Below are 23,883 nucleotides of genomic sequence, written 5' to 3'. Positions count from 1 at the left end.
ATGTACGAGACGACCTATCATCGCGCCTCCTCGGTCGACGAGGCCGCAGCTTTGTTCTCCAAGGGCAGCGAGGCCAAGTTCCTCGCCGGTGGTCACACCCTGATCCCGGTCATGAAGCAGCGCCTCGCCTCGCCGTCCGATGTCATCGACATCGGCAAGATCAAGGACCTGATCGGCGTGCAGCTCTCGGGCGATACGCTCACGATCAAGGCGGCGACCACTTACTACGACATCATGACCAATGCCGATGTGAAGAAGGCGATCCCCGCGATCGCCCATCTCACCTCGGTGCTCGGCGATCCCGCCGTGCGCGCCCGCGGCACGATCGGCGGCTCGATTGCCAACAACGATCCAGCCGCGGACTTCCCGGCCGCGCTGGTGTCGCTCGGCGCCACGGTGAAGACCAACAAGCGGTCGATCTCGGCCGATGATTTCTTCAAGGGCCTGTTCACCACGGCGCTCGAGGACGGCGAGATCATCACCGAAGTGTCGTTCCCGGTGCCCGAGAAGGCCGGCTACGCCAAGATGCGTCACCCGGCGTCCCGCTTCGCGCTGACCGGCGTGTTCGTCACCAAGACCAAGGGCGGCGACGTTCGCGTCGCGGCCACCGGTGCCTCGCAGAGCGGCGTGATGCGCGTCTCCGCGATCGAGGCGGCGCTGAAGTCGAATTGGTCTGCTTCGGCCATCGACGGCGTCAGCGTGTCGTCCTCAGGCCTGCTCAGCGACATCCACGGCTCGGCCGATTACCGCGCCAACCTGGTGAAGGTTATGGCGCAGCGTGCGGTGCAAGCCGCGGGCTGAGGTTGCCGCGCGGATCATTCCGCGCAACGGCACAACAAATTCCACACGGCGCGCAGCGATGCGCGCCGTTTTGCTTTGCGGCATACGGCGCGCTTGCGTTGATGAGAAGCACGCGGGACAATCGAGGGATCAGGAAACGCCGAACGATCCGTCGTGGCGCTTGAATGAGGCAGGCAGCAGCCGCGCATTCCCACCCTCCCCTGAAGGGGGAGGGTCGGCTCACATGAGCGTAGCGATGTGAGCCGGGGTGGGGTGATTGATTGAAGCACCGGCCGTGGGGCATCACCCCACCCCGATCGCTTCGCGATCGACCCTCCCCCTCCAGGGGAGGATGTCGTACGCCGCTGACTTCTGTGCCTCATCAGCCAAGCCACACGAGACGAAGCCAAGGACACAACGACGTGCTCGACAAGACTGCTCCTCACAACCAGACCCGCGCCACGGGCCCGCTCGCCGGCTTCCGCATCGTCGAGTTTGCCGGCATCGGACCTGGGCCGTTTGCCTGCATGCTGCTCGCGGACATGGGCGCGGAGGTGGTGACGCTGGATCGTGTGGGCGCGCGCAAGACTATGAAGTCGGTCGCCGGCCGCGGCCGCAAGGTGATCGAGCTCGATCTCAAGGACAAGGCTGTCATCGCCGAAGTGCTCGAACTGCTCGCCGGCGCCGATGCGCTGATCGAAGGCTTCCGTCCCGGCGTGATGGAGCGTCTCGGTCTCGGTCCTGACGTCGTGCTCGCGCGCAATCCCAAGCTGGTCTATGGCCGCATGACCGGCTGGGGCCAGGAAGGGCCGCTGGCGCATGCCGCCGGTCACGACATCAACTACATCTCGATCACCGGCGCACTCGCCGCCATCGGCCCCAAGGAACGCCCGGTGCCGCCGCTCAACCTGGTCGGCGATTTCGGCGGCGGCGCGCTCTATCTCGTCGTCGGCGTGCTCGCTGCGTTGTTGGAAGCTTCCAAGTCCGGCAAGGGCCAGGTGGTGGACACCGCGATGTGCGACGGCGCGGCGTCGCTGCTCGCAATGTTCTTCGACCTCACCGCGATGGGCCGCTGGACCGAGAGACGCGAGCGCAACTTCCTCGACGGTGGCGCGCATTTCTATGGCGTCTACGAATGCGCCTGCGGCAATTTCATCTCAATCGGCTCGATCGAGCCGCAGTTCTACGCGCTGCTGCGCCAGCACGCCGACCTCTCCGACCCCGCCTTCGACGCCCAGATGGACCCGCGGGCCTGGCCGGCGTTGAAGGAGAAGCTGGTGGGCGTGTTCAAGAGCAAGACCCGCGAGGAGTGGTGCCAGATCATGGAAGGCACCGACATCTGCTTCGCGCCAGTGTTGACGATGTCGGAGGCGCCGAAGCACGCCCACATGGCCGCGCGCGGCGTCTTCGTCGAGCGCCACGGCGTGACGCAGCCGGCGCCAGCACCACGCTTCTCGCGGACTCCGTCAACGATCCGCGAGCCGGAGGTGACGGAGATCGGAGCGCTGGTGAATGCGTGGAAGGCAGGACGATGAGCTCAGCGTCGCGGACATGGCGACCACGCCCGCCGCAACCATCCCATCGGAATGAGTTGACCGCGCTCGCGCCCCAACCACGGTGTCATCCGGGCGAACGCCGGGATCCATAACCACCGGCCGTGGTGAGACGAAGATCGTCCGCCGCCGTGCCCTCCGGAGACATTACGCGGTATGGGTCCCGGCTCAAGGCCGGGACGACGCTGTTTGTGGAGCGGCAGTGTGCCTCCGGGCCCGCCGCTTTCCTCCTACTCCGCCGCCTCGACCTTCAGCACGCCGCGGCGGATCTGGTCTTCCTCGATCGACTCGAACAGCGCCTTGAAGTTGCCTTCGCCGAAGCCGTCGTCGCCCTTGCGCTGGATGAACTCGAAGAAGATCGGGCCGATCGCGTTGGCGGAGAAGATCTGCAGCAGCACCTTGGTCTGGCCGCCATCGACGACGCCCTCGCCGTCGATCAGGATGCCGTTGCGCTTCAGGCGCTCGACGTCCTCGCCGTGCTTCGGCAGCCTGTGATCGATGCGCTCGAAATAGGTGTCGGGTGGTGACGGCATGAACGGCAGGCCTGATGCGCGCAGCCCCTCGACGGTCGCATAGATGTCGCGCGCGCCGCAGGCAATATGCTGGATGCCCTCGCCGCGATAGGTCTTCAGATATTCCTCGATCTGGCCGGCATCACCGGCATCCTCGTTGATGGGAATCCGGATCTTGCCGTCCGGGCTGGTCAGCGCGCGCGAGAACAGGCCGGAGGCGCGGCCCTCGATGTCGAAGAAGCGGATCTGGCGGAAGTTGAACAGCTTTTCGTAGAACCCGGCCCACACGTCCATGCGGCCGCGATGCACGTTGTGGGTCAGATGATCGATGTAATAGAGGCCTGAGCCCAAGGGGCGCGGATCGCGGGCGCCGATCCAGTCGAACTCGGGATCATAGGCCGAGCCCTTGGCGCCGTAACGATCGACCAGGTAGAGCAGGCTGCCGCCGATGCCCTTGAGAGCGGGAACATCGAGCGTCTTCTGGACGGACGGCAGATCGGCCGGCTCGGCACCGAGCGCGATCGCGCGGGCATAGGCCTTCTTCGCATCGACCACGCGGAACGCCATCGACGGCGCGCACGGGCCATGCGCGGCGACGAAGTCGTGGCCGTGGCTGCCGCGCTCCTCGTTGACGAGATAGTTGATGTCGCCCTGCCGATACAGCGTGATCGCCTTGGTCTTGTGACGGGCGACCGCCGTGAAGCCCATCAGCTTGAACAGCGCATGCAGCTCGCCCGCATCGGGATGGGCATATTCGACGAACTCAAAGCCATCCGTGCCCATCGGGTTGTCGGCGGAGATGGTGGCAGGCGGCGCATCGTGCGGAAACGGACCCATGGGAAGCTCCTTGGCTGATTGGCGCCATGATCTCCCCAATCCGGCGCATGGAGCATGCAAACCATTGTCATTTTCGCCAAGATATGCACGATCCATGCATGATTCCGGGAAGTAACGCATGATATCTGTCGACAGCTTCGACCTCCGCCTGCTTGCCGCGCTGCAGGACGACGGCCGGCTGACCAACCAGGAGCTGGCGGAGATCGCCGGTCTCTCGGCCTCGCAATGCTCGCGGCGGCGGATGCGGCTGGAGGAGGATGGCGTGATCGCCGGCTATCGTGCCCAGTTGGCGAGCCAAGCGCTTGGCTTCGAGCTGATCGCGTTCATTCAGATCACCCTGGCCACGCATTCGCCCGATAACGCGCAAAAATTCCGAGCGCTGGTCAACCGCGTCGACGACATCCAGGAGGCCTACGCGCTGACCGGCGATTCCGACTACCTGCTCAAGGTCGTGCTGCGCGACCTCAAGAGCCTGTCGGATATCGTCAACAACGTGCTGATGCCGCATCAAAGCGTCGCGCATGTGCGCTCCTCGATCGTGCTCGACCGGCTGAAGGAGAGCGCGAAACTGCCGCTGGGATCGCTGTCATCAGGCTGATGGCATGGCGGGAATTGAGGGAACTTCGGCATTCACCGGTGCCATCCCTTCTGGGACAATCGCCGCGTTCAAAGCTTTGCGAGACGACCATGGCGCTGCAGCTTCGCCCCAACTGCGAGTATTGCGACAAGGACCTGCCACCGTCGGCGACGGACGCGCGCATCTGCTCGTATGAATGCACGTTCTGCGCAGACTGCGCGGAAACGAAACTGCACAACGTCTGCCCGAACTGCGGCGGCGGCTTCGCGCCGCGGCCGATCCGGCCAGTGCGGGAGTGGCGCCCGGGTGTCTGCACGGTGAAGCAGGTGCCGTCGGACAAGCGCGTACATCTGAAGTATGCGGCCGAGGACGTCGCTGCGTTCGTGGCCAGCGTGAAAGATATCGTGCCGGAAAATCGCTGACCTCTCTGTTCGTCATTGCGAGCGCAGCGAAGCAATCCAGGGCTGCGCGTGCGACTCTGGATTGCTTCGCTGCGCTCGCAATGACGCCTACTCCGCGGCAACGATGGTGCCCTCCACCTCACCGAAGCCGACGCGATAGCCCTGTCCCTGGCACCAGCCGCGCATCACGAGCGAATCGCCGTCTTCCAGGAACGTGCGCTTCACGCCGCCGGCGAGCTCGACGGGCTCGGTGCCGTTCCAGCTGATTTCCAAGAGGCTGCCGCGCTGGTGTTTGTCGGGACCGGAGATGGTGCCGCTGCCAAGGACGTCGCCGACGCTCATGGCGCAACCCGACGAGGCGTGGTGCATCAGCTGCTGCACGCTCGACCAGTACATGTATTTGAAGTTGGTCTGCGAGATGGTCTGCGCGGCGTTGCAGCCATCAGGGCGCAAGGCCACGTCGAGCGCGAGGTCGTAGTTCTGCGCGCCCTTCTGCTGCAGATAGGGCAACGGCGCGGGCTCCTGCGCCGGGCCGGCGACGCGGAACGGCTCCAGCGCCTCCCGCGTGACCACCCATGGGCTGATCGAGGTCGCGAACGCCTTCGCCTGGAACGGGCCGAGCGGGACATACTCCCATTGCTGGATGTCGCGCGCACTCCAGTCGTTGAGCAGCACGAAGCCGAAGATCATCGCCTCGGCCTGCGCCTCGGTGAGCATCTCGCCGAGCTGCGAGGACTGGCCGATGACGACGCCCATCTCCAGCTCGAAATCGAGCCGCTTGCACGGCCCGAAGCTCGGGACGTCAGCGCTCGGCGGCTTGAGCTGGCCGCGCGGCCGGCGCACTTTGGTGCCGGAGACGACGACGGTCGAGGCACGGCCGTTGTAGCCGATCGGCATGTGCAGCCAGTTCGGCTGCAGCGCGTTGTCCTTGCCGCGGAACATCACGCCGACATTGGTGGCGTGCTCCTTCGACGAATAGAAATCGGTGTAGCCGGCGACGTGGAACGGCAGGTGCAGCGTGACGTCCTGGCGCGGCAGCAGCGCCCGGCTGCGCAGCGGCTTGTCGTCGCGCAGCCGCGGAGTGTCATCGCGCAGCAGCGCGCTGATTGCCGCGCGCGTCTTCGACCACACGGCGGGGCCGAGCATCATGAAGGCGTTGAGCGAGGCTTGCGCGAACACCTCATAGGCCGGCGACAGGTCGAGCAGGCCTTCATCCTCCAGCACGGCGAGATCGAGCACGTAGTCGCCGATCGCGACGCCGACGCGGGGCTTTGGTGAGTCCTGCGCCGAGAACACGCCGTAAGGCAGGTTCTGGATCGGGAAGTCGGACGACGGATCGACCGGGATGAAGGAGCGGAGCGAGGGGTCGTTGGGGTGGGGCAAGCTTTCGATTCCCATGAATGCGGCACACTCTCTCGATCGTCATTCCGGGATGGCCCGATGGGGCCAGACCCGGAATCTCGAGATTCCGGGTTCGCGTCTTCGACGCGCCCCGGAATGACTTCCAACTAAGGCCTATTCGGATCGAAGCGCTTCTCCAATCCGTTCCAGCAATCCGCATAGTCCGGCTGCAACGTCCCGGACTCCGCGGCATGCCTGGTGATCCGCTGCGGGAAGCGGGTCTCGAACATGAAGGCCATGGTGCCCGTCAGCTTGACCGGCTTCAGCTCGCCGTTGCTGGCGTGGTCGAACGCCTCTCTGTCCGGGCCGTGCGGCAGCATGCAGTTGTGCAGGGACATGCCGCCGGGTACGAAGCCTTGCGGCTTCGCATCGTAGACGCCGTAGATCAGGCCCATGAACTCGGACATGATGTTCATGTGATACCACGGCGGGCGGAAGGTGTTGTCGGCCACCATCCAGCGCTCCGGGAAGATCACGAAATCGATGTTGGCGGTGCCGGCGGTCTCCGACGGCGACGTCAGCACCGTGAAGATCGACGGATCAGGATGATCGAAGCCGATGGCGCCGACCGGGGAGAAGGTGCGCAGATCGTATTTGTACGGCGCATAGTTGCCGTGCCAGGCGACCACGTCGATCGGCGAATGCTTGAGCTCGGTCTTGAACAGCGCGCCGCCCCATTTCACGTAAAGCTCGGTCGGGGTGTCCTTGTCCTCGTAGGACGCCACCGGCGTCAGGAAGTCGCGGGCGTTGGCGAGGCAGTTGGCGCCGATCGGGCCGCGCTCCGGCAAGGTGAAGGCGCCGCCATAATTCTCGCAGAGATAGCCGCGCGCCGGACCTGCGGGGATCTCGACGCGGAATTTCACGCCCCGCGGGATCACGACGATCTCGCCGGGCTCGGCATCGATGCGGCCAAACTCGGTGACGAACAGCAGGCGTCCCTGCTGCAGCACGAACATCAGCTCGCCGTCAGCGTTGTAGAAATGCTGGTCGACCATCGACTTGGTGATGACGTAGACATGCGTCGCCATGCCGGCCTGCGTCGCGGCGTCGCCCGCCGTCGTCATCGTCTGCACGCCCTGCAGGAACGTCACCTCGCCCGACGGCAGCGGCGTCGGATCCCAGCGCAGCTGCTGCACCGTGATCTCCTGCTCGTGGCACGGCGCAGTGCGCCACAGCCCAGCGTCGACCTTGGTGAAGCGACCTGAGTGCTTCACCGAAGGGCGGATGCGATACAGCCAGGAGCGTTCGTTGGAGCCGCGCGGTGCGGTGAACGGTGAGCCCGAGAGCTGCTCGGCATAGAGGCCGTAGGCGCAGCGCTGCGGCGAGTTGCGCCCGATCGGCAGCGCACCGGGCAGCGCCTCGGTCTCGAACGAATTGCCGAAGCCGGACATGTAGCCCGGGGTGACCTGCCCCGTGGCGCGGCTGAGCTGATCAGGCGATGTGTTGATGTTCATCATCCTTCTCCTTGCAGGCGGGCCCACATCTCGCGGTCGCGCTCGGCGGTCCAGATCACGGGATCGTCGATGCCGCTGGCTTCGTCATAGGCGCGCGACACATTGAACGGCAGGCAGTGCTCGTAGATGGCGAAGCTCGAGAATTTCGGATCCATGACCTCGCGCGTGGCCGCCATCGATTCCTTCAGGCTGCGCCCCTTCGCGACCGAAACCTCCGCCGCGCCGTAGAGTGAGGTGACGAAGTCCCGCGTCATCGCGATCGCCTCGCGCACGGTGGCCTCGCCCTTCAGCGCGTCACCACGGCCGGGCGCGATCGCCTTGGGATTGAAGTCGCGGATCTCGTTCAAGGTCGACGGCCATTCGCGCAAGTACGCGTCGCCGCAATAGCACGCCGAGTGATATTCGATGAGATCGCCGGAGAACATCACCTCGGCGTCCGGCACCCAGGCGACGATGTCGCCGGAGGTGTGGCCGGCGCCGAGCTGGATCAGCTGCACCTCGCGCTTGCCGAGATGGATCGTCATCTCGCCCTCGAAGGTCAGCGTCGGCCAGGTCAGGCCGGGAATGCTCTCGGCGTCCTGGAACAGCCGGGGGAAGCGGCCGTACTCGGAATCCCAATCCTGCTGGCCGCGCTCGACGATCAGCCGGTGCGTCTCCTGCGAGGCGACGATTCCTTCCGCGTGATAGGCCGAGGCGCCGAGCACGCGCACGGCGTGGTAATGCGACAGCACGACGTATTTGATCGGCTTGTCGGTGACGGTCTTGACCCGCTCGATCACCTTGTTGGCCATCGCCGGCGTCGCCTGCGCGTCGAACACGATGCAGCCGTCGTCGCCGACGATCACGGCCGAGTTCGGATCGCCTTCCGCCGTGAAGGCATAGAGGTCGGGACCGATCTCGGAGAAGGTCACCTTCTTCTCGGCCAGATCCGTTGTCGATGCGAAACCCTTCGCCATCAGTTCATTCCTTATGTCTGCGGCTATTGCTGCTGTTGTTGCTGTTGCTGACTGGTGTCGATCATGCGCCGCTTGGCGAGCGTGATCGCCTCGCGCAACACGGTGATGTCGCCGATGTGATTGGCCAGGATCAGGACCAGCGCCGCATCGAGATCGGCGCTGTCTTTCTCCGAGAGGCCGCGATGCGCCTCGACGATGGCGCGGAAGGCATCATCAGGCTTGGCGAAGTTGGAGGCGGTCGAGAGGGCCATGACCATATCCTTCAGCTCAGACCGGAGGCGCGAGCGACGGCAGACTCGATTGCCGTTCGCGTCGGATGCTGGAAGCGCGCCGCCACATAGCCGTCCGGACGCAGCAGATAGGATGTGCCCGGGACAGCGCCATACCGCTTGCCGGCGAATCCCTCTGCATCGGCCAATCCATCGGCATCGCCGATCCGAATGACACCGACCCCGTCCGGCACATCGGTCGTTCCGCCGTTGGCGAACGACAGCACGGTGAAGCGCCGGCCCTGCGCATTGAACGCGTCGGTGAGATAAAGGTGCCGCCCGTCGGCGGCCTTGAGCGGCGCATCCAGCATCGAGGTGCCCGGACAGGGTCCGCTCGACCACGCTTCGGCATCGGCGGTCGACAGCGGCGTCTCGTACACCGATGGCACCGACAGCCGGCCGCCGTTGACCATGCGCTTGCCGAACTCGGTCTCCTTGGCGAGCGACAGCACCGCCTTGCGCAGCCGCGCCTCCTGCGCGCTGACCGGGGCCATGAAGTCGGTGGCGCGGGTCGATTCGCGGATGTTCTCGTCGGCCGCGGCGCTGCGCTCGATGTGATAGGTCTCGAGCAGATCCGACGGCGACGTGCCGCGCAGCACGCGATCGAGCTTCCACGACAGGTTCTCTGCGTCCTCCAGGCCCGAATTGGCGCCGCGCGCGCCGAATGGCGACACCTGATGCGCGGAATCGCCGGCGAAGATCACGCGGCCATGGATGAAGCGCTCCATGCGCCGGCACTGGAACTTGTACAGCGAGATCCATTCGAACTCGAACTTGTCATGACCGAGCATGCGCGCGATGCGCGGCCGGACATTCTCCGGCTTCTTCTCGACCTGCGGATCGCAATCCGGCGTGAGCTGCAGATCGATGCGCCAGACGTCGTCCGGCTGGCGGTGCAGCAACGCCGAGCGTCCGGCATGGAACGGCGGATCGAACCAGAACCAGCGCTCGGTCGGAAACTCCGCCGTCATCTTGACGTCGGCGATCAGGAACTGATCCTCGAACACTTTTCCCGAGAAGCCGGCACCAACCATCTGCCGCAGCGACGAGCGCGCACCATCGCAGGCGATGACGTATTGCGCCGACAGGCGATAGGGGCCATCCGGGGTTTCGATCGTGAGCACCGCGCCGTCATTGCGCTGCTCGAGCGCCGTCACCTTGTTGCGCCAGCGCAGCGAGATCGACGGCAGCGCATTGACCCGATCGACCAGATAGGCCTCGGCATAGAACTGCTGCAGATTGATGAAGGCCGGGCGCTTGTGGCCCGGCTCCGGCAGCAGGTTGAACTGATAGAGCTCGGACGGGCCGTGAAAGATGCGGCCGACGTTCCACACCACGCCCTTGTCGACCATGCGGTCGCCGACGCCGAGCCGGTCCCAATAGTCCAGTGATCGCTTGGAGAAGCAGATCGCGCGCGAGCCTTCGCCGATGCGGTCGGCGTCGTCGAGCACCACCACGGCGTGGCCGCGCTGCGCAAGATCGATCGCGAAGGACAGGCCGACGGGACCGGCGCCGACGACCACGACGGGATGCGCGACCGGCGCGGCCTGGTCCTGATCGCCGTGCCTGATATAGCCGAACTGAACCTTCGCCTGGCTTGCGCCCTGCCCCGGATTGGTCTGCACCATGGCTTGCTCGCCTTATGGTTTCTTGACGATGGAAGCGACCGACATTTCCTCAGCTGAGACCCGCGTCTGACTTGACGGCTGCCTTGCCGGACGACTGACTTGCCAGATAGTCTCATCTGCAACTATTCTAAAGCTGACGGCCTCGGCCGCGTCAACTCAAAAAAATCGGAGCGCGAACGTGGCGACCTCATCCAGCGCGGCGTCCAGGCGGCCGGCGAAACCCACCGACGGCGACCGGAATGCCGCACTGCCGCAGGGCGACGAGCGGCTCGATCTGTTCAAATTCGCACCGTTCCGGCTCAACCGGCTGGCCGCCGAGGTGAGCGCGGCGCTCGCCAGCGAATACCGCGAGCGCTACGGGCTCGACATTCCGGAATGGCGGGTGCTCGCGACGCTCGGCTTCCGCCGCGAGGCCTGCAGCGCGCAATATGTCGCAGCCTGCACCCGCACGCACAAATCGACCATCAGCCGTGCGGTGACGTCGTTGCTGGAGCGGCGCCTGATCGAGCGCGTGGAGAATGCCGACGACCGCCGCGAATTCCGGCTGCGGCTGACGCGCAAGGGCAAGACGCTGTACGAGGAGCTGATCCCGCGGCTGCAGCAGCGCGAGCGCGAGATCATGGCCTGCCTGTCGGCGGACGAGCGCAAGCTGTTCGACCGGCTGATCGGCAAGATCGAGGCGAGCCTGGATTTGATCCAGACGAGCGAAGAGGCGGACGCGAAGCAGGCGTACTAATAGGGGCCTCGTAGGGTAGGCAAAGCGGCGCCGGAGGCGACGCGTGCCCGCCGTTCGTCGCCGCACGACCGCGGTGGGCACGGCGCGCGACAGCATGGCTCACAACGCCAACCTCCCAGGCGCCTTTGCCCATCCTACGGCGGATGAATGCGCCGACAAATCTCGCCACGGTCATTGCGAGGAGCGAAGCGACGAAGCAATCCAGAGCCGCATACTCAGCCCCTGGATTGCTTCGCCGCGCTCGCAATGACGGCTGTTGAGAGCCGGTGCTGTCAAAACAAACTCCGTTGTCATCCCGGCGCACGCCGGGATCCATAACCACAGGGAGGAGTTTGAGGCAGGCGTGTAGTTGATGTCTCGCGTCTCATGGTGGCCGCGGAGTATCAGTCCCGGATCGGCGCCGCGATGCGCTGCGCGCGTCGCGGCTTGTCCGGGACGACGGCGGAGGGGGAGCGGATTCACGGTTCAAACAACGAGGATCGGCGAGAGAACAAATCGGTTCTAGATACAGATCGGTTATGGATCAGAGACATGCACGCGCGACCTCGCGGCCCACTCGGCCCGAGTCGTGCAATCAGTCCGTCCCTCGCAAGCATGCAGAGGGCGCAGGGAATGCCGGGTGAGGGCCTCACCCATGGCCCGCCTGCGGAAAAGAATGCAGGCGGCAGGTACCACAGGCAAAGCCGGACACGCCGGCATTCCCTGCGCGATGGGTTGACGGCTGCTTCGCGATCTCCCCGGTGCGCCGGCTTGTTGGCCACCGTATCGCGACAACGTGCTTCGCACGTTGCGCGGACCTCAGCTTCGGGAGGCCAGGACCACGCGACTTGACCGTCCGTGACAGCTCGTTCGTCCGCACGCCCAAAGGACATGCTGCGAGCTACCACGGCCATCGCATTCCCGCCTCGCGTGTCGTGACGATCGCGCGCTACGCCCCTTCTGCTTGAGGCGGGATACGCGGAGATAATCACGATTTCCGAAAAATGGCAATAAGATTTTATTTTACGGAAACGACCGCGACGTGCTGCCTCCCCTCGACGTGCTGCCTCCCCCTCACCCTGAGGAGCCCGCCGAAGGCGGGCGTCTCGAAGGGCGAGGCCACCGGCGGGGCCTCATGGTTCGAGACGCGCCGCGGACGAAGATCTCATTCTATCGCGGCCAGATTGGCGCGACGCTCCTCACCATGAGGTTCTGGCACCCAACGGGATCCTGCACATCGACCATGAACACGCTAAGAGGCGTGTTCATGAAGAGGGTTTGTAGCCCGCGTTCATCGGCGCAGCTAACGCGGCGCTTTCATGATGAGAGCTCAGCACCGAAAGCGACACCGCGCATCAACCATGAGCTCGCGCATGGGAGATGGATCGCCGACTGCAAAAGCGATCCTCATCCTCCGTGGTACAGCTCACGTCACCGCCGACCGCCGCGGCTCCTCCATGGCGTCCCCGGCCTCCGCACCCTCCCCGTGCCAGCGCAGGATCTCCATCGCCAGGACCGGATGATTGAAGCCCTTGAGATGCAGGTCGTCGATCGGCCGCGCATCGACCGACGTTTCGACGACGCCGTAGACTCGGCGCGAGGCGATCACCTGGCCGGCCTTGGCGGCGTCGCAGAGGCGCGAGGCGAGGTTGGTGACGCTGCCGATGGCGGCATATTCCAGCCGGTTCTCGAAGCCGACCTGGCCGAGCGTGGCGTAGCCCACGGCGATGCCGACGCCAAACCCCAGGCTGTGGCCGCGATTCTTCCAGCGCTCGGTCAGCCCGCCGATCTCCTCGCGCATCTCCAGAGCCATCCTCACCGCGCGCGTGGTGTGGTCCTCGAACGGGATCGGCGCGTTGAACAGGATCATCACGCCGTCGCCGGCGTAGCGGTCGAGCGTACCCTCATATTTGAAGATCAGCTTGCCGAGCGCCGCGTGATATTCGCGCAGCACGTTCATCGCCTCTTCGGGCTCGGTCGTCTCGGTGAAGGCGGTAAAGCCGCGCAGGTCGCAGAACACGACGGTGACCTCGCGGCGATGGCTTTCGAGCAGCGCATCGTGGCCGTCCGAGGAGGCGATGATCTGCGCGACCTGCGGCGCCAGGAAGCGCTCGAGCCGTCTGATACGCTCGATCTCGGCGAGCTGCCTCTCGACGCGGTCTTCCAGCGACTTGTTCCATTCGCGCAGCTGCTCGGTCTGCTCGGTGAGCTTCGCCGCCTGCTGCTGCACGGTCGCGTGGGTCAGCGCCAGCTCGCGTCCCTTCTGGTCGACCTCGGTGAATAGCCGTGCATTGCGCATCGCGAGCACGGCCTGGTTGGCGAAGGTGCGCATCAGACCGATCAGGTTCGGCGGGAAAGCGCCGGCAGACCGCCGGAGCACCACCAGCGCGCCGAGCACGCCCTGCTGGTCGACCAGCGGCGTGAACAGCACGGCATGGAAGCCAGCGGCCACCGCCACATCGCGCAGCGGATGATCGGGCGCACTTTCGAGCTCGGCGATCGCAATCGGCTCGCCGCTGCGCACGGACTCCGACAGCAGGCTCGCCTGCTCGTCGAGCACCTTGTGCGCACCATCCTGATCGACGCCCTTGGCTTCGACCAGCGCGAAGCGGCGTTCGGCGGCATCGTAGGAATAGATCAGCACGGCGTCGGCCGCGGTGATCTCGAGCGCGCGCGCCGCTACCGTGGGCAGCACGGCATTGAGGTCGAGCGAGGACGCCACCGCGCGGCCGACCTCCTCCAGCACCTTCAGCTCGTTGATCGACTGGGCGAGATCGCGCGTGCGCTCCTCGACCTTCGCTTCCAGCACGGCATAGGACTGCGCCAGCTGGCCGGCCATGCTGTTGAACTGATCCGCCAGCTCCTCGAGCTCGTCATGGGTCTTCACCTCGATACGCTGACCGAAATCGCCGGCGCCGAGCCGGCGCGCACCGGCGCGCAGCGCCGTGATCGGAACGAGCATGCGCCGGGCGAGCAGCGAGCCGGCAAAGATCGCGACCGCAAGGCCGAGCGCGATCAAGAGCGCGCCGCGCAGCAGCTGGTCGCGGATCGGCGCCAGCGCATGCGCCGTCGATTGCTCGAAGAACACCACCCAGCCGAGCTTCGGCAAGGTCGCGGCCGCCGTCAGGACGGCGTGCCCGTTGCTGTCCGTGCCGGACGCCAGCGACTGGCCGTCCGGCGCGAGCACAGCGGCGACCTGCGGCAGCTTCGCGAGGTCCTGGCCGACGGCCGGCCCCTTCGCCGAGCTCGCCAGCACCTGGCCCTTGGGATCGACGACATAGGCGATGCCAACCTTGCCGACCTGCGCCTCGGTCATGAAGTCTTCGAGGAAGTCGAGATCGATGTCGGCCACGGTGACACCGGCATTGAAGCCGGAATGCGCGACCGAGATCGACATCATCGGCTGCGCGCCCTTGAAGGTGACGGCCGAGAAATTGCTGCCATAGGTGACGGTGTCGGTGAAGCGCAAATCTCGCGACAGATCGTTGCCCGACGAGAACGAAATCGAGGTGCGCGAGACGCGGAGCTGCTCGCGGCCCTGGCCGTCGAGCTGATAGAGCTGCCGCACCGCCGGCGCCTGGCTCAGCAGCTGCACGTAGTCGGCGCGGCGAAGCTCCAGGGTATTGGCGCTCGCCCGCGTGACCCAGCTGATCTGGCGCTGCAGGTCGGACACCGCCTGGTCGATCCGCCGGGCGCTTGCATCGGCCTTCTCGGCCATCGCGGCGGTCAGGCTCGCTTTGGTGGACTGATAGCTGATCCAGGTTTCGGTCGCGCCGTTCACTGCCAGGACGAACACGACGAGCCCGACCAGCGACACGACATATTTGGCGAACAGGCCCTGCCGCAGCGACCAGCCTCTGTTCTCGACCCCGTTCATACCGACCCCTCACGCGCATCAACACCGAGGTCGAACCTCGGACGGGCGCGTCCGCCACCTTTGCCAGGGCAGCGGCACCTCGGCGACGGGACTGCTCGCCTGCCAAGCTGCCTGCCGCCGGGCCCGGTTTAGCACAAAACGTGCCGGCGGCGGCTGCAAACCCGGGTTCGGCTTCCACCCAACCGATGTTCGCGGCAACGGTCGTCCACAGCCTCCGCCATCGACGGAGAACGCCGCAGATGCCTCCAAATTCCAGACCCTAGTCTACCTGTTGAAGATACGCTTCAGAACATCGTTCATGGGCTGGCTGTCCTGCACGGTCTCGTCGCCCGGCTCGACCGGGGTCGCCGCCGTCGGCGCCTGGCCGTTCTCCGCCGAAGGTGCGGCCGGATCGGCCTGCGGCGCTTGACTGGCCTGCGGCGCTTGCAGCAGTGGCACGGCGCCGCCGGGTGGCACCACGGTGCGGCCGCGGCTCCTAGGCTGTGGCGGGGCGGGCTGCGGCGGGGCGGCCTGCTGCAGGCCCTGCTGGATCAGATTGCCGATGGTGGCGCCGAGCTGGCCGCCGAGCAGATCGGATTGGCCGGCGGCCGGCGCCTGCGCATTCGGCTGACCGGTCGAGGGCGCCGCGTTCGGGGCGCCCCCCGCGCCCGGCGCGGCATTGCCGATCAGGCCACCGATGCCGTTGATCAGGTTGTTGAGCCCGGTGCCGTCCTTGCCGAACAGGCCCTGGCCCATCTGCTTGAGCTTGGCATAGGCGCCCTCGGGATTGTCGAGGATGCCGGCCATGTCGGGATAGAAGCGCGGCTGGCTCCAGGGCCCGTCGATCACGACGGGGATGCCGAGGCCGACCGGATCGGAGGTGCGGCCCTGCCCTTCGGTGGTCAGCACCAGCTTCGGCTCGACCCGCATCGCCAGCGCGCGGTTGCCGAGATCGATCGTGCCGCCGCCGGTGACCTTCACCAGCGGCCCGACCAGATTGAGGTCGGCCGTGGCGGCCTGGCCGCGCTCGATCTGGAACGAGGCCGAGAGCTGGGTGAGATCGGTGGTCAGCTCCTTCGAATCCTGCCAGCCCGACAGCGGATTGGTGGTCAGCGAGCGGATCATCTGCGCGACGTTGATGCCGCGGATCACGCCGTCCTGGAACAGCAGGAACGCCGAGCCGCTCAGATTGCTCATGATCGCCTGCTGGCTGGCGCCGCTGGAGCGCAGCGCCAGCTTGCCCTGCATCCGCGCATCGAGCCGGTCGAAGCCTGCGAGGTTCGAGAGCAGCGGCAGCGCCCGGACGCCGGTGAGGTCGCAATGCATCGCGTAGGCCGGATTGCCGGTGGAGGCGTCGACCACGACCTCGCCGGTGGCCTGCCCGTTGTAGACGCCGAGATTGGTGACGGTGGCCTTGAGCAGGCCGCCAGCCAGCGAGGCCTCGAGGTCCAACGGGCCGAGGCGCGCGCCGGAGACGCCGATATCGGTCGCCGACAGTTTGAGGCGGGCATCGACATAGTTCAGGCCGCGCAGGTCGATGGCTGCGGTGCTCCAACCCGCGGCGCGGGACGAGGCCGGCCCGGCGGGGTCCGGGATGTCGAGGCGGCGCACGTCGAGGTCGACCTTCACCAGGGGCTTGCTCGCGAGGTCGACCGAGGCCCAGCCGTTGAAATCGCCATCGCCCAGCGTGCCGCTGAGGCCATTGATCATGATCAGCGAGCCATTGAGCCTGACATCGGCGCGTCCCGCCAGCGCGCCGCGGAAGGCGCTTTCCATCCCGAACCTGAAGTCCACCGGCAGCGTCTGCCGATCGACCGGCATTGCCGGCGCGGCCGAGTTGATCTCGAAGGTGACGGGACGATCGCCGGCGCGGGCGGAGCCGGTGATCTTGATCTTGTCGTCGCTGAGCGAGGCTGTCGCGCCGATGCCGTCGAGACGGTTTTCGACGCGGTCGCGCGGGTTGGAGAGAATCACGGCGCCGTCCTTGACGGTGACGCGCGAGATCCGAACCGCGGGCGTGGCGTCCGGCTTCGCCGCGGAGCGGTTGCGCGGCGCATTGTCGCGCAGCCGTTCGCGCAGCAGCGGCAGATACAGCGTGGGCTTGTCGATGCTGATCTCGCTGACATCGGGCCGGCCGGACCACAGGCTGGACAGCGCCATGTCGGCCTGCAGCCTGGCGAGCGTCAGCCGATTGTTGCCGTCGCGGTCCTTGGGATCCTGCAGGGTGATGTCGGTCAGCGTCACGTGCAGCGACGGCCACAGGCTGACGCTGGCGGAGCCCGCGATGCTCAGGCGATAGCCGGTGTCGCGCTCGACGCGGTCCTGGATGGCGACCGTCAGGAAGCTCGCCGGAAGCCCGAAGGCGAGCGCAAGCGCGAGCACGACGATGACGGCGCCAAGCAGGCCGCCTGCGATCTTCAATGCTTTCATATCGATGTCCCAAGCGCTGCGGGCGAGCGGTCTCCACGGGTTAGCATGCGGCAACGCCGACCCGGTTCAATCTGAATTTTTCCCGGAACGAAGATCGCCCTGGGAGCGACCAACGTAGTCGTAAGCCCATGCGCCGTTATGTGACTTGTGACACACTTCCGCCAGCGCGGATTCTGTAACTCGAGGCCTTGAAACCACCGCCGAAGGTATAGTGATGAGCAAGCAGGCCGAATTTGCGGTCATTCTGAAGATGAACCCGATGTTCGCTGATCTCGGCTCCGACGAGCTGCAGCGCATCTCGAACCTGTGCCATACCCAGCATCTGTCGGCTGGCGAGGTCTTGTTCCAGAAGGGTGACCCCGGCAATGCGCTGTTCGGCGTCCGCCGCGGCCAGATCCGCATCGAGACCGGCGCCACCGACGGCTCGCGGCTGACGCTCAACTTCATGGGACCCGGCGATCTGTTCGGTGAGGTCGCCGTGCTCGACGGCCAGGAGCGCACCGCCGACGCCACGGCGGGCGAGGTCACCGAGCTGTTCGTGCTCCGGCGCGAGGACTTCCTCAGCTTCCTGGAGCGCGAGCCCAAGGTCGCGATCAAGATCATCCAGCTGTTGTGCCAGCGCATCCGCTGGCAGAGCGAGCGGATGGAGGAATCGGTGCTGCAGCCGCTGCCGATCCGGCTGGCGCGGCGGCTGTGCGCGCTGGCGGAGGATTTCGGCTCCGAGGTGCACATCTCGCAGGAGCAGCTCGGCGTGTTCGTCGGCGCCGCGCGCGAGAGCGTCAACCGCCAGCTCCAGGCCTGGCGCAAGGACAAGATCCTCGACCTGCAGCGCGGCCGCATCCTGCTGCACGACCTCACCCGGCTCAACACGATCGCGCGCAACGAATAGCCGGCGCGCACGTGCGGCACGCGGCCGAATGTGTCCGATCCTGGTCCGGCCGATGGCGCGAACGATTCGCAGTGCATCGTTAGGTATCAGGCTCGGCCAAACATGATCGCAATTGGGCCACCACCGCTCACAATTTGCGACATGAACCCTTTTTAACAGTTCTAACCGGGGTCAATCCGGCGGCGTTGAGTTCCGCCCGCACGCGATAGCATGCGGGAGCGAGCTCGACCGCGCCAGATGAAAGTGGTTGGAACTCATGAGTCTTGCGTTGCCGGCGATCGTGATCGAGACCAACGACGGGGTTGGTCGCTGGCGCAGAGCCCTCGCGATATGGATCGACGCCGTCGAGGACGGCTGGGCCGTTCCGGTGCTGATCACGGGATTCGTGGCGGTCTGGATGGCGTATTTCTCCATTGCCTATCTGGCAGGCGACCTGCACCAGGACGTGATCGAGACCTGGTCGCTGGGGCGCAGCTTCGCCTGGGGCTCGACCAAGCATCCGCCCCTGATGGGCTGGGCCGCGCGGGCCTGGACCACCCTGTTTCCGCTGACGAACTGGTCGTTCAACCTGCTGGCGCTCACCAACGCGGCGGTCGGATTGTGGGCCGTCGACCTGATCACGCGGCGCTTCGCCCGCGGCGACAAGCGCGCGATCGTACTGCTGCTGCTGATGCTGTTGCCGATCTACCAGTTCCACGCGCAGCGCTTCAACGCCAATGCCGTGCTGCTGTCGAGCTGGCCGCTCGCCACCTGGTGCTTCCTGCGCTCGTTCGAGACGCGCCGCTTTCAGTGGGCGGTCGCGGCCGGCCTGACCGCCGCGCTGGCCATGCTCGGCAAGTATTATTCGATCTTCCTGATCGCGAGCTTTGCCATCGCCGCGCTGTGCCACCGTGACCGGCGAGTGTATTTCACGTCGGCGGCGCCGTGGATATCGGCGCTGGCCGGGCTGGTCGCGCTCGCGCCGCATCTCTACTGGCTCGCCACCACCGGCGCGCAGCCGTTCTCGCATGCGATCAACCATCACGTCGGCAAGAGCGGCGCCGCCGCGCTGATCGAGGGCGGCGGCTTCGCGCTCGCGATGGCCGGCATCGCCGGCATTCCCGGCCTGATCTGGCTGGCGATGACGCGGCCGCGCCCTGCCCGCGTGCTCAACGATGCGCTCAGCCTGGACTCCGGGCTTCGGCTACTGGCGATGATCAGCATCGGCACGGTGGCGCTGCCGGCCTTGATCTCCGCGATGTTCGGCACCGACATGCCGCCGCTGTGGGGCCTGCAAGGCGTGTTCCTGTTCGTCATCGTCATCGTCTGCGGCGCCACCTACCACGCGCCGCGCGAGCTGACGATCAATCTCGCCGCCATCGCAATCGCCGTCGCGGCCTTCGCGGCCCTGGTCGTGGCGCCGCTTCATGCCATGTACCGCAACTACGTGCCGCTCAGCGAGGGCCGCAATTTCTATGAGCCGGCGGTGGCCGAGCTCGATCGCCTGTGGCGGACGGCCGCGAACGGCCCGCTTCCGGCGGTCGGTGGCGACGACGGCCTGGCCTTTGCCGCGGCGTTCTACGGCCGCGGCCATCCGCGTTATGAGATGAGCCTGGTGCATCCGAACGAGCTGCGGGCGCCCGCCGAGGCGGTGACGAGCCGGGGCTGGGCGGCGCTGTGCTACGATGCCGATGTCTCGTGCATCAACGGAATGCAGGCCGCCGCGGCGCAGGCGAGGACGTCGGTGCGCGCCAGCTTCACGCTCCGGACCAACCTGTTCGGCTGGCAGGGCGCCAGCCAGGGTTTCGTCGCCCTGATCGTGCCGCCACAGGCCGATCATCCGGTCGCGTCACCGCCAGGGATCGCTGAAGATGTGAGCGCGCGGCGGCGAACACTTTCGACCGTAAACTGATTTTCCGCTGCCTTACTCCGCGGCCGGGGAGATCACCGACGGCGGCGGCTTCTGCGCGTGCGACGCATCGGCTTCAGGAGCCGCATGCTCCTCGTCCGCGCCGTCGGACACGATCAGCTTGCGGCCGAGCTTGGCGAACAGCGCGCCGAGGTCGTCCATCACCAGGAACATCGCCGGCACAAACAGCAGCGACAGCACGGTCGAGAACACCAGGCCGCCGATCACGGCGAGCGCCATCGGCGAGCGGAACTCGCCGCCCGCGCCGACCGCGAGCGCGCTCGGCATCATGCCGGCGACCATCGCGATCGTGGTCATCACGATCGGACGCGCCCGCTTCATGCCGGCATCGATGATCGCCTCGTCGCGCCGGATGCCCGCGTGGATCGCCTCGACCGCGAACTCGACCAGCATGATCGCGTTCTTGGTCACGATGCCCATCAGCATCATCATGCCGATATAGACGGGGATCGTGAGCTGCTTGCCGGTCAGCATCAGCGCGCCGATGGCGCCGCCGATCGACAGTGGCAGCGAGAACAGGATCGTGATCGGCTGCAGGAAGGTTCCGAACAGCAGCACCAGCACCGCGTAGACGATCATCAGGCCGGCGGTGATCGCCGTGATGAAGCCGGACGCCAGCTCGTTCAGGCTCTCGGCATCGTCAGACGGGATCAGCTTGACGCTCGCCGGCATGGTCTTCCGCACCGGCAGCTCGTCGATCAGCTTGGTCGCATCGCCGAGCGCTGCGAGGCCGACGAGGTCGGCCGAGACCGTGGCTTGGCGGCCGCGATCGTAACGGCTGATGCTGGTCGGGCCCTGGTCGAGCTTGATGTCGGCGACGACAGCCAGCGGCACGCCGCCCTTCTCGCCATATTGGCCGAGCGGCACGCGCAGCTGCTCGAGCGTCTTCACGTCGCTGCGCGCGGAATCCTCGAGCTGCACCCGGATCGGCACCAGGCGGCCGCCGACGTCGTATTTGGCGAGCGCCGGCCCGACGTCGCCGATGGTGGCGACGCGGATCGTCTGCGACAGGCTTTCGGTGGAGACGCCGAGCCGCGCGGCGAGGTCGGCGCGCGGCTGCACGCGCAATTCCGGCCGGTCGAGCGAGGTGTCGGACACGACGTTGGAGATGATCGAGATGCGCTTCATCTGCGAGGCGAGCTCGCTCGCGACATTGTCGACCAGCTTGGGATCGGAGCCGGTCAGCACCAGCTTGATCGGGCGCAGGCCGTTCTCGTCGGTGAACCAGAAGCGGATATCCGGGATGGTCTCGAGATCCTTGGTGATCGCGAGCTCGAGCTCCTTCTGGGTGATCTTGCGCTCGGTCTTCGGCGTGTAGTTGACGATCATGCCGGCGCGGCGCACCTCCATCGCGCCCTGCAGCCGGCCGCCATCGACGAACACGCTGCGCACCTCGGGCCGCTTGCGCAGTCGCGCCACGATGTCCTCGGTGACCTTCTCGGTGTAGGCGAGCTGGGCGCCGGGCGGCAGCTCGATCGCCAGCAGCGAGCGCGCGGCGTCCTGCGCCGGCAGGAAGCCCTTCGACAGCAGCGTGGTGCTCCAGATCGAGCCCGCGAAGATGCCGACACCGAGCAGGATCGTGACGTAATAGTGCCGCACCGACCAGGTCACGATGCGCTGATAGGCGCGCAGGATGAAGCCCGGCGGCGGATCGTCGTGGTCGTGATGCTTGAGGAAATAGGCCGCCAGCATCGGCGTGACGAAGCGCGCCGCCAGCAGCGAGAAGAACACCTGCACCGAGACGGTGATGCCGAACTGCTTGAAGAACTGGCCGGCGATGCCGGACATGAAGCTGGCGGGGGCGAAGATCGCGATGATGGTCAGGCTGATCGCGATGACGGCGAGACCGATCTCGTCGGCGGCGTCCAGCGCCGCGCGATAGGGCGATTTGCCCATCCGCATGTGACGCACGATGTTCTCGATCTCGACGATGGCGTCGTCGACGAGAATGCCGGTCGACAGCGTGATCGCCAGGAACGACACCATGTTCAGCGAGAAGCCGAGGATGTCCATCGCCCAGAACGCCGGGAAGATCGATAGCGGCAGCGAGATCGCGGCGATGATCGTCGCCCTGAGGTCACGCAGGAACAAGAGCACGATGATGACGGCGAGGATCGCGCCCTCGAACAGGGTCGAGATCGCCGCCTCGTAGTTGCCCTTGGTGAACTCGACCGAGGTGTCGATCAGCTTCAGCTCGACATCGGGATGCGCGGCCTTGACCTGGTCGATGCGCTTCTGCACGGCCTCGGCGACGACCACGTCGCTGGCGCCCTTGGCGCGCTTGATGCCGAGCGCCACCACCGGCTCGCCGTTGAAGCGGGCGAAGGTGCGGCGGTCGGCGATAGTGTCGGTGACCGTGCCGAGATCGGCGAGCCGGACCTCGCCGCCGCCGAACAGCGGGATCATGGTGTTGGACAGCTCGTTGAGCGTCTTGGCGCCGGCGAGCGTGCGGATCGCCTGGTCGTTCTTGCCGATCTCGGCGCGCCCGCCGGCGACGTCGACATTGGTGCCGCGCAGGCTCTGGCTGACATTGACGGCGGTAAGGCCCATCGCCTGCAGCCGGTCGGGATCGAGCGACACCAGGATCTCGCGCTCGACACCGCCGATGCGCTCGACCTGGCTGACGCCGCGCACGCCCTGCAGCTCGCGCTTCACGACGTCGTCGACGAAGAACGACAGCTGCTCCGGCGTCTTGCCCGGCGAGATCGCGGCGTAGGTGACGATCGGCAGGCCGATCTTGTCGACGCGCGAGATCAGGGGCTCGGTGACGTTCTGCGGCAGGTCGGAGCGGACCCGCGTCACAGCGTCCTTGACGTCGTTGATGGCGCGGTCGGTGTTGGTCTCCAGCGCGAAGGTGATGGTGGTGACCGACAGGCCGTCGGTGATCAGCGACTGGATGTGGCGCGCGCCTTCGACGCCGGAGACGCCATCCTCGATGATCTTGGTGACCTGCGATTCAAGCTCCGACGGCGCGGCGCCGAATTGCGCCACGGCCACCGAGATCACCGGAATGTCGGCGTTCGGCAGCCGCGTCACGGCGAGCTTGGTGAAGCTCATCCATCCCAGGACCAGCAGGATGATCGAGAAGAGAATCGAGGGCAGCGGGTTCCGGATCGACCATGCCGAGATATTCAGTGCCATCAGCGTACCCGCGTGCGATCGATGTCTTCGGCAAACATGGTCTTGATCTGGTCGCCGTCATGCAGCGAGCTGCCGGCGTCGGCCACCACGATCTCGCCCTCGGTCAGACCTTCGAGAATTTCGGTCGATGTGTCGGACACCAGCCCGACCCGGACCCTGCGCGTCTCGACGACATCGCCCTTCACGACCTGGATGGTGAGATGATCGATCGCCGTGTTGGGAACCGCCACGCCGCAGCTGCGCCGCGCATCGATGTTGGCGCGCGCGAACATGCCGGGCTTGAGCGAGGGATTGCTGGTCAGCGCGATCCGGACATGGCCGAGTTGCGTGGTCCGGTCGACCTGCGGCGACACCACGCGCACGCGGCCGACGATGTCAGGGAGGTTGTCGCGGGTGATGCGCACCGGCGCGCCGGTGCTGAGCTTCAGCAGATGAATGCTCGGAACCTCGGCATCGAGCTCCAGCTCGTTGTTGACGGCGATGCGGAACATCGGTCCCGCCTGCGGCGAAGCGGGTGCCCCGGCGATGGTGCGGACTTCGGTGACGACGCCCGCAGCCGGCGCCCGCAGCGACAC

17 protein-coding genes are annotated in these 23,883 nt (G+C 66.3%); 7 read left to right on the top strand and 10 right to left on the bottom strand.

What is annotated here, in order from left to right:
- Positions 1 to 801, top strand: a complete 801-nt coding sequence (locus tag BRAO375_RS08280; RefSeq protein ID WP_009027010.1) for an FAD binding domain-containing protein — start codon at positions 1 to 3, stop codon at positions 799 to 801.
- 401 nt (positions 802 to 1,202) lie between these two features.
- A complete protein-coding gene (locus BRAO375_RS08275; protein WP_009027009.1) occupies positions 1,203 to 2,315 on the top strand; it encodes a CaiB/BaiF CoA transferase family protein in 1,113 nt (370 codons plus the stop codon).
- Positions 2,316 to 2,563: 248 nt separating this feature from the next.
- Here BRAO375_RS08275 and hppD read toward each other — a convergent pair whose 3' ends face one another.
- Complete coding sequence (gene hppD / locus BRAO375_RS08270) at positions 2,564 to 3,682, bottom strand: 4-hydroxyphenylpyruvate dioxygenase (RefSeq protein ID WP_009027008.1); 1,119 nt, start codon at positions 3,680 to 3,682, stop codon at positions 2,564 to 2,566.
- A gap of 118 nt (positions 3,683 to 3,800) precedes the next feature.
- On the opposite strand from hppD, the gene BRAO375_RS08265 reads away from it, so the two are divergent.
- Together BRAO375_RS08265 and BRAO375_RS08260 are read left to right on the top strand one after the other, a co-directional pair.
- Complete coding sequence (locus BRAO375_RS08265; protein WP_009027007.1) at positions 3,801 to 4,280, top strand: Lrp/AsnC family transcriptional regulator; 480 nt, start codon at positions 3,801 to 3,803, stop codon at positions 4,278 to 4,280.
- Between the two features lie 89 nt (positions 4,281 to 4,369).
- Positions 4,370 to 4,681: a DUF1272 domain-containing protein gene (locus BRAO375_RS08260; protein WP_009027006.1), complete on the top strand. Its 312-nt coding sequence runs from the start codon at positions 4,370 to 4,372 to the stop codon at positions 4,679 to 4,681.
- Between the two features lie 87 nt (positions 4,682 to 4,768).
- On the opposite strand, the gene fahA is transcribed toward BRAO375_RS08260, so the two are convergent.
- The 5 genes from fahA to BRAO375_RS08235 form a co-directional block, all read right to left on the bottom strand.
- Positions 4,769 to 6,043 carry a fumarylacetoacetase gene (gene fahA / locus BRAO375_RS08255; protein ID WP_009027005.1) on the bottom strand — a complete coding sequence of 425 codons (1,275 nt, stop codon included), beginning with the start codon at positions 6,041 to 6,043 and terminating at the stop codon, positions 4,769 to 4,771.
- A 125-nt stretch (positions 6,044 to 6,168) separates the two neighbouring features.
- Entirely contained in the window at positions 6,169 to 7,515 is a 1,347-nt protein-coding gene (hmgA, locus tag BRAO375_RS08250) for a homogentisate 1,2-dioxygenase (protein WP_035639587.1), read from the bottom strand.
- Positions 7,515 to 8,471, bottom strand: a complete 957-nt coding sequence (locus BRAO375_RS08245; RefSeq protein ID WP_009027003.1) for an MBL fold metallo-hydrolase — start codon at positions 8,469 to 8,471, stop codon at positions 7,515 to 7,517. The genes hmgA and BRAO375_RS08245 overlap by 1 nt, the downstream gene beginning before the upstream one ends.
- Before the next feature lie 23 nt (positions 8,472 to 8,494).
- The gene (locus BRAO375_RS08240; RefSeq protein WP_035639586.1) at positions 8,495 to 8,722 is read right to left on the bottom strand and encodes a DUF2783 domain-containing protein; all 228 of its coding nucleotides are present in this window, start codon (positions 8,720 to 8,722) and stop codon (positions 8,495 to 8,497) included.
- An 11-nt stretch (positions 8,723 to 8,733) separates the two neighbouring features.
- Complete coding sequence (locus BRAO375_RS08235; protein WP_009027001.1) at positions 8,734 to 10,368, bottom strand: FAD-dependent oxidoreductase; 1,635 nt, start codon at positions 10,366 to 10,368, stop codon at positions 8,734 to 8,736.
- Between the two features lie 178 nt (positions 10,369 to 10,546).
- Here BRAO375_RS08235 and BRAO375_RS08230 point away from each other — a divergent pair, with 178 nt between their 5' ends.
- Positions 10,547 to 11,104 carry a MarR family winged helix-turn-helix transcriptional regulator gene (locus tag BRAO375_RS08230; protein ID WP_009027000.1) on the top strand — a complete coding sequence of 186 codons (558 nt, stop codon included), beginning with the start codon at positions 10,547 to 10,549 and terminating at the stop codon, positions 11,102 to 11,104.
- Between the two features lie 1,405 nt (positions 11,105 to 12,509).
- Here the strand turns inward: BRAO375_RS08230 and BRAO375_RS08225 are convergent.
- Together BRAO375_RS08225 and BRAO375_RS08220 are read right to left on the bottom strand one after the other, a co-directional pair.
- A complete protein-coding gene (locus BRAO375_RS08225; RefSeq protein ID WP_009026999.1) occupies positions 12,510 to 14,960 on the bottom strand; it encodes an adenylate/guanylate cyclase domain-containing protein in 2,451 nt (816 codons plus the stop codon).
- 264 nt (positions 14,961 to 15,224) lie between these two features.
- Positions 15,225 to 17,369: an AsmA family protein gene (locus tag BRAO375_RS08220; RefSeq protein WP_009026998.1), complete on the bottom strand. Its 2,145-nt coding sequence runs from the start codon at positions 17,367 to 17,369 to the stop codon at positions 15,225 to 15,227.
- A 214-nt stretch (positions 17,370 to 17,583) separates the two neighbouring features.
- Between BRAO375_RS08220 and BRAO375_RS08215 the strand changes: the two genes are divergently transcribed.
- Together BRAO375_RS08215 and BRAO375_RS08210 are read left to right on the top strand one after the other, a co-directional pair.
- Entirely contained in the window at positions 17,584 to 18,258 is a 675-nt protein-coding gene (locus BRAO375_RS08215) for a Crp/Fnr family transcriptional regulator (RefSeq protein WP_009026997.1), read from the top strand.
- Positions 18,259 to 18,514: 256 nt separating this feature from the next.
- Complete coding sequence (locus tag BRAO375_RS08210; protein ID WP_009026996.1) at positions 18,515 to 20,149, top strand: glycosyltransferase family 39 protein; 1,635 nt, start codon at positions 18,515 to 18,517, stop codon at positions 20,147 to 20,149.
- Between the two features lie 12 nt (positions 20,150 to 20,161).
- Here the strand turns inward: BRAO375_RS08210 and BRAO375_RS08205 are convergent, their stop codons facing one another.
- Together BRAO375_RS08205 and BRAO375_RS08200 are read right to left on the bottom strand one after the other, a co-directional pair.
- Positions 20,162 to 23,308 (bottom strand): efflux RND transporter permease subunit, encoded by a 3,147-nt coding sequence (locus tag BRAO375_RS08205; RefSeq protein ID WP_009026995.1) that lies wholly within the window; start codon positions 23,306 to 23,308, stop codon positions 20,162 to 20,164.
- On the bottom strand, positions 23,308 to 23,883 hold a 576-nt coding region (locus BRAO375_RS08200), incomplete at its 5' end, for an efflux RND transporter periplasmic adaptor subunit (RefSeq protein ID WP_035639582.1). The genes BRAO375_RS08205 and BRAO375_RS08200, both read right to left, overlap by 1 nt.

It is taken from the genome of Bradyrhizobium sp. ORS 375, from assembly GCF_000239775.1.
Classification (GTDB): domain Bacteria; phylum Pseudomonadota; class Alphaproteobacteria; order Rhizobiales; family Xanthobacteraceae; genus Bradyrhizobium.
The sequence above is the reverse complement of the archived record's forward strand: the minus strand, read 5'-3'. Positions and strand labels throughout refer to the sequence as shown.

What these genes read in the sequence shown, in the direction of transcription:
- BRAO375_RS08280 (WP_009027010.1), top strand. Translation starts at nt 1, where the DNA reads ATGTACGAGACGACCTATCATCGCGCCTCCTCGGTCGACGAGGCCGCA.
- hppD (WP_009027008.1), bottom strand. Translation starts at nt 3,682, where the DNA reads ATGGGTCCGTTTCCGCACGATGCGCCGCCTGCCACCATCTCCGCCGAC.
- BRAO375_RS08265 (WP_009027007.1), top strand. Translation starts at nt 3,801, where the DNA reads ATGATATCTGTCGACAGCTTCGACCTCCGCCTGCTTGCCGCGCTGCAG.
- BRAO375_RS08260 (WP_009027006.1), top strand. Translation starts at nt 4,370, where the DNA reads ATGGCGCTGCAGCTTCGCCCCAACTGCGAGTATTGCGACAAGGACCTG.
- hmgA (WP_035639587.1), bottom strand. Translation starts at nt 7,515, where the DNA reads ATGAACATCAACACATCGCCTGATCAGCTCAGCCGCGCCACGGGGCAG.
- BRAO375_RS08245 (WP_009027003.1), bottom strand. Translation starts at nt 8,471, where the DNA reads ATGGCGAAGGGTTTCGCATCGACAACGGATCTGGCCGAGAAGAAGGTG.
- BRAO375_RS08240 (WP_035639586.1), bottom strand. Translation starts at nt 8,722, where the DNA reads ATGGCCCTCTCGACCGCCTCCAACTTCGCCAAGCCTGATGATGCCTTC.
- BRAO375_RS08235 (WP_009027001.1), bottom strand. Translation starts at nt 10,368, where the DNA reads ATGGTGCAGACCAATCCGGGGCAGGGCGCAAGCCAGGCGAAGGTTCAG.
- BRAO375_RS08225 (WP_009026999.1), bottom strand. Translation starts at nt 14,960, where the DNA reads ATGAACGGGGTCGAGAACAGAGGCTGGTCGCTGCGGCAGGGCCTGTTC.
- BRAO375_RS08220 (WP_009026998.1), bottom strand. Translation starts at nt 17,369, where the DNA reads ATGAAAGCATTGAAGATCGCAGGCGGCCTGCTTGGCGCCGTCATCGTC.
- BRAO375_RS08215 (WP_009026997.1), top strand. Translation starts at nt 17,584, where the DNA reads ATGAGCAAGCAGGCCGAATTTGCGGTCATTCTGAAGATGAACCCGATG.
- BRAO375_RS08210 (WP_009026996.1), top strand. Translation starts at nt 18,515, where the DNA reads ATGAGTCTTGCGTTGCCGGCGATCGTGATCGAGACCAACGACGGGGTT.
- BRAO375_RS08205 (WP_009026995.1), bottom strand. Translation starts at nt 23,308, where the DNA reads ATGGCACTGAATATCTCGGCATGGTCGATCCGGAACCCGCTGCCCTCG.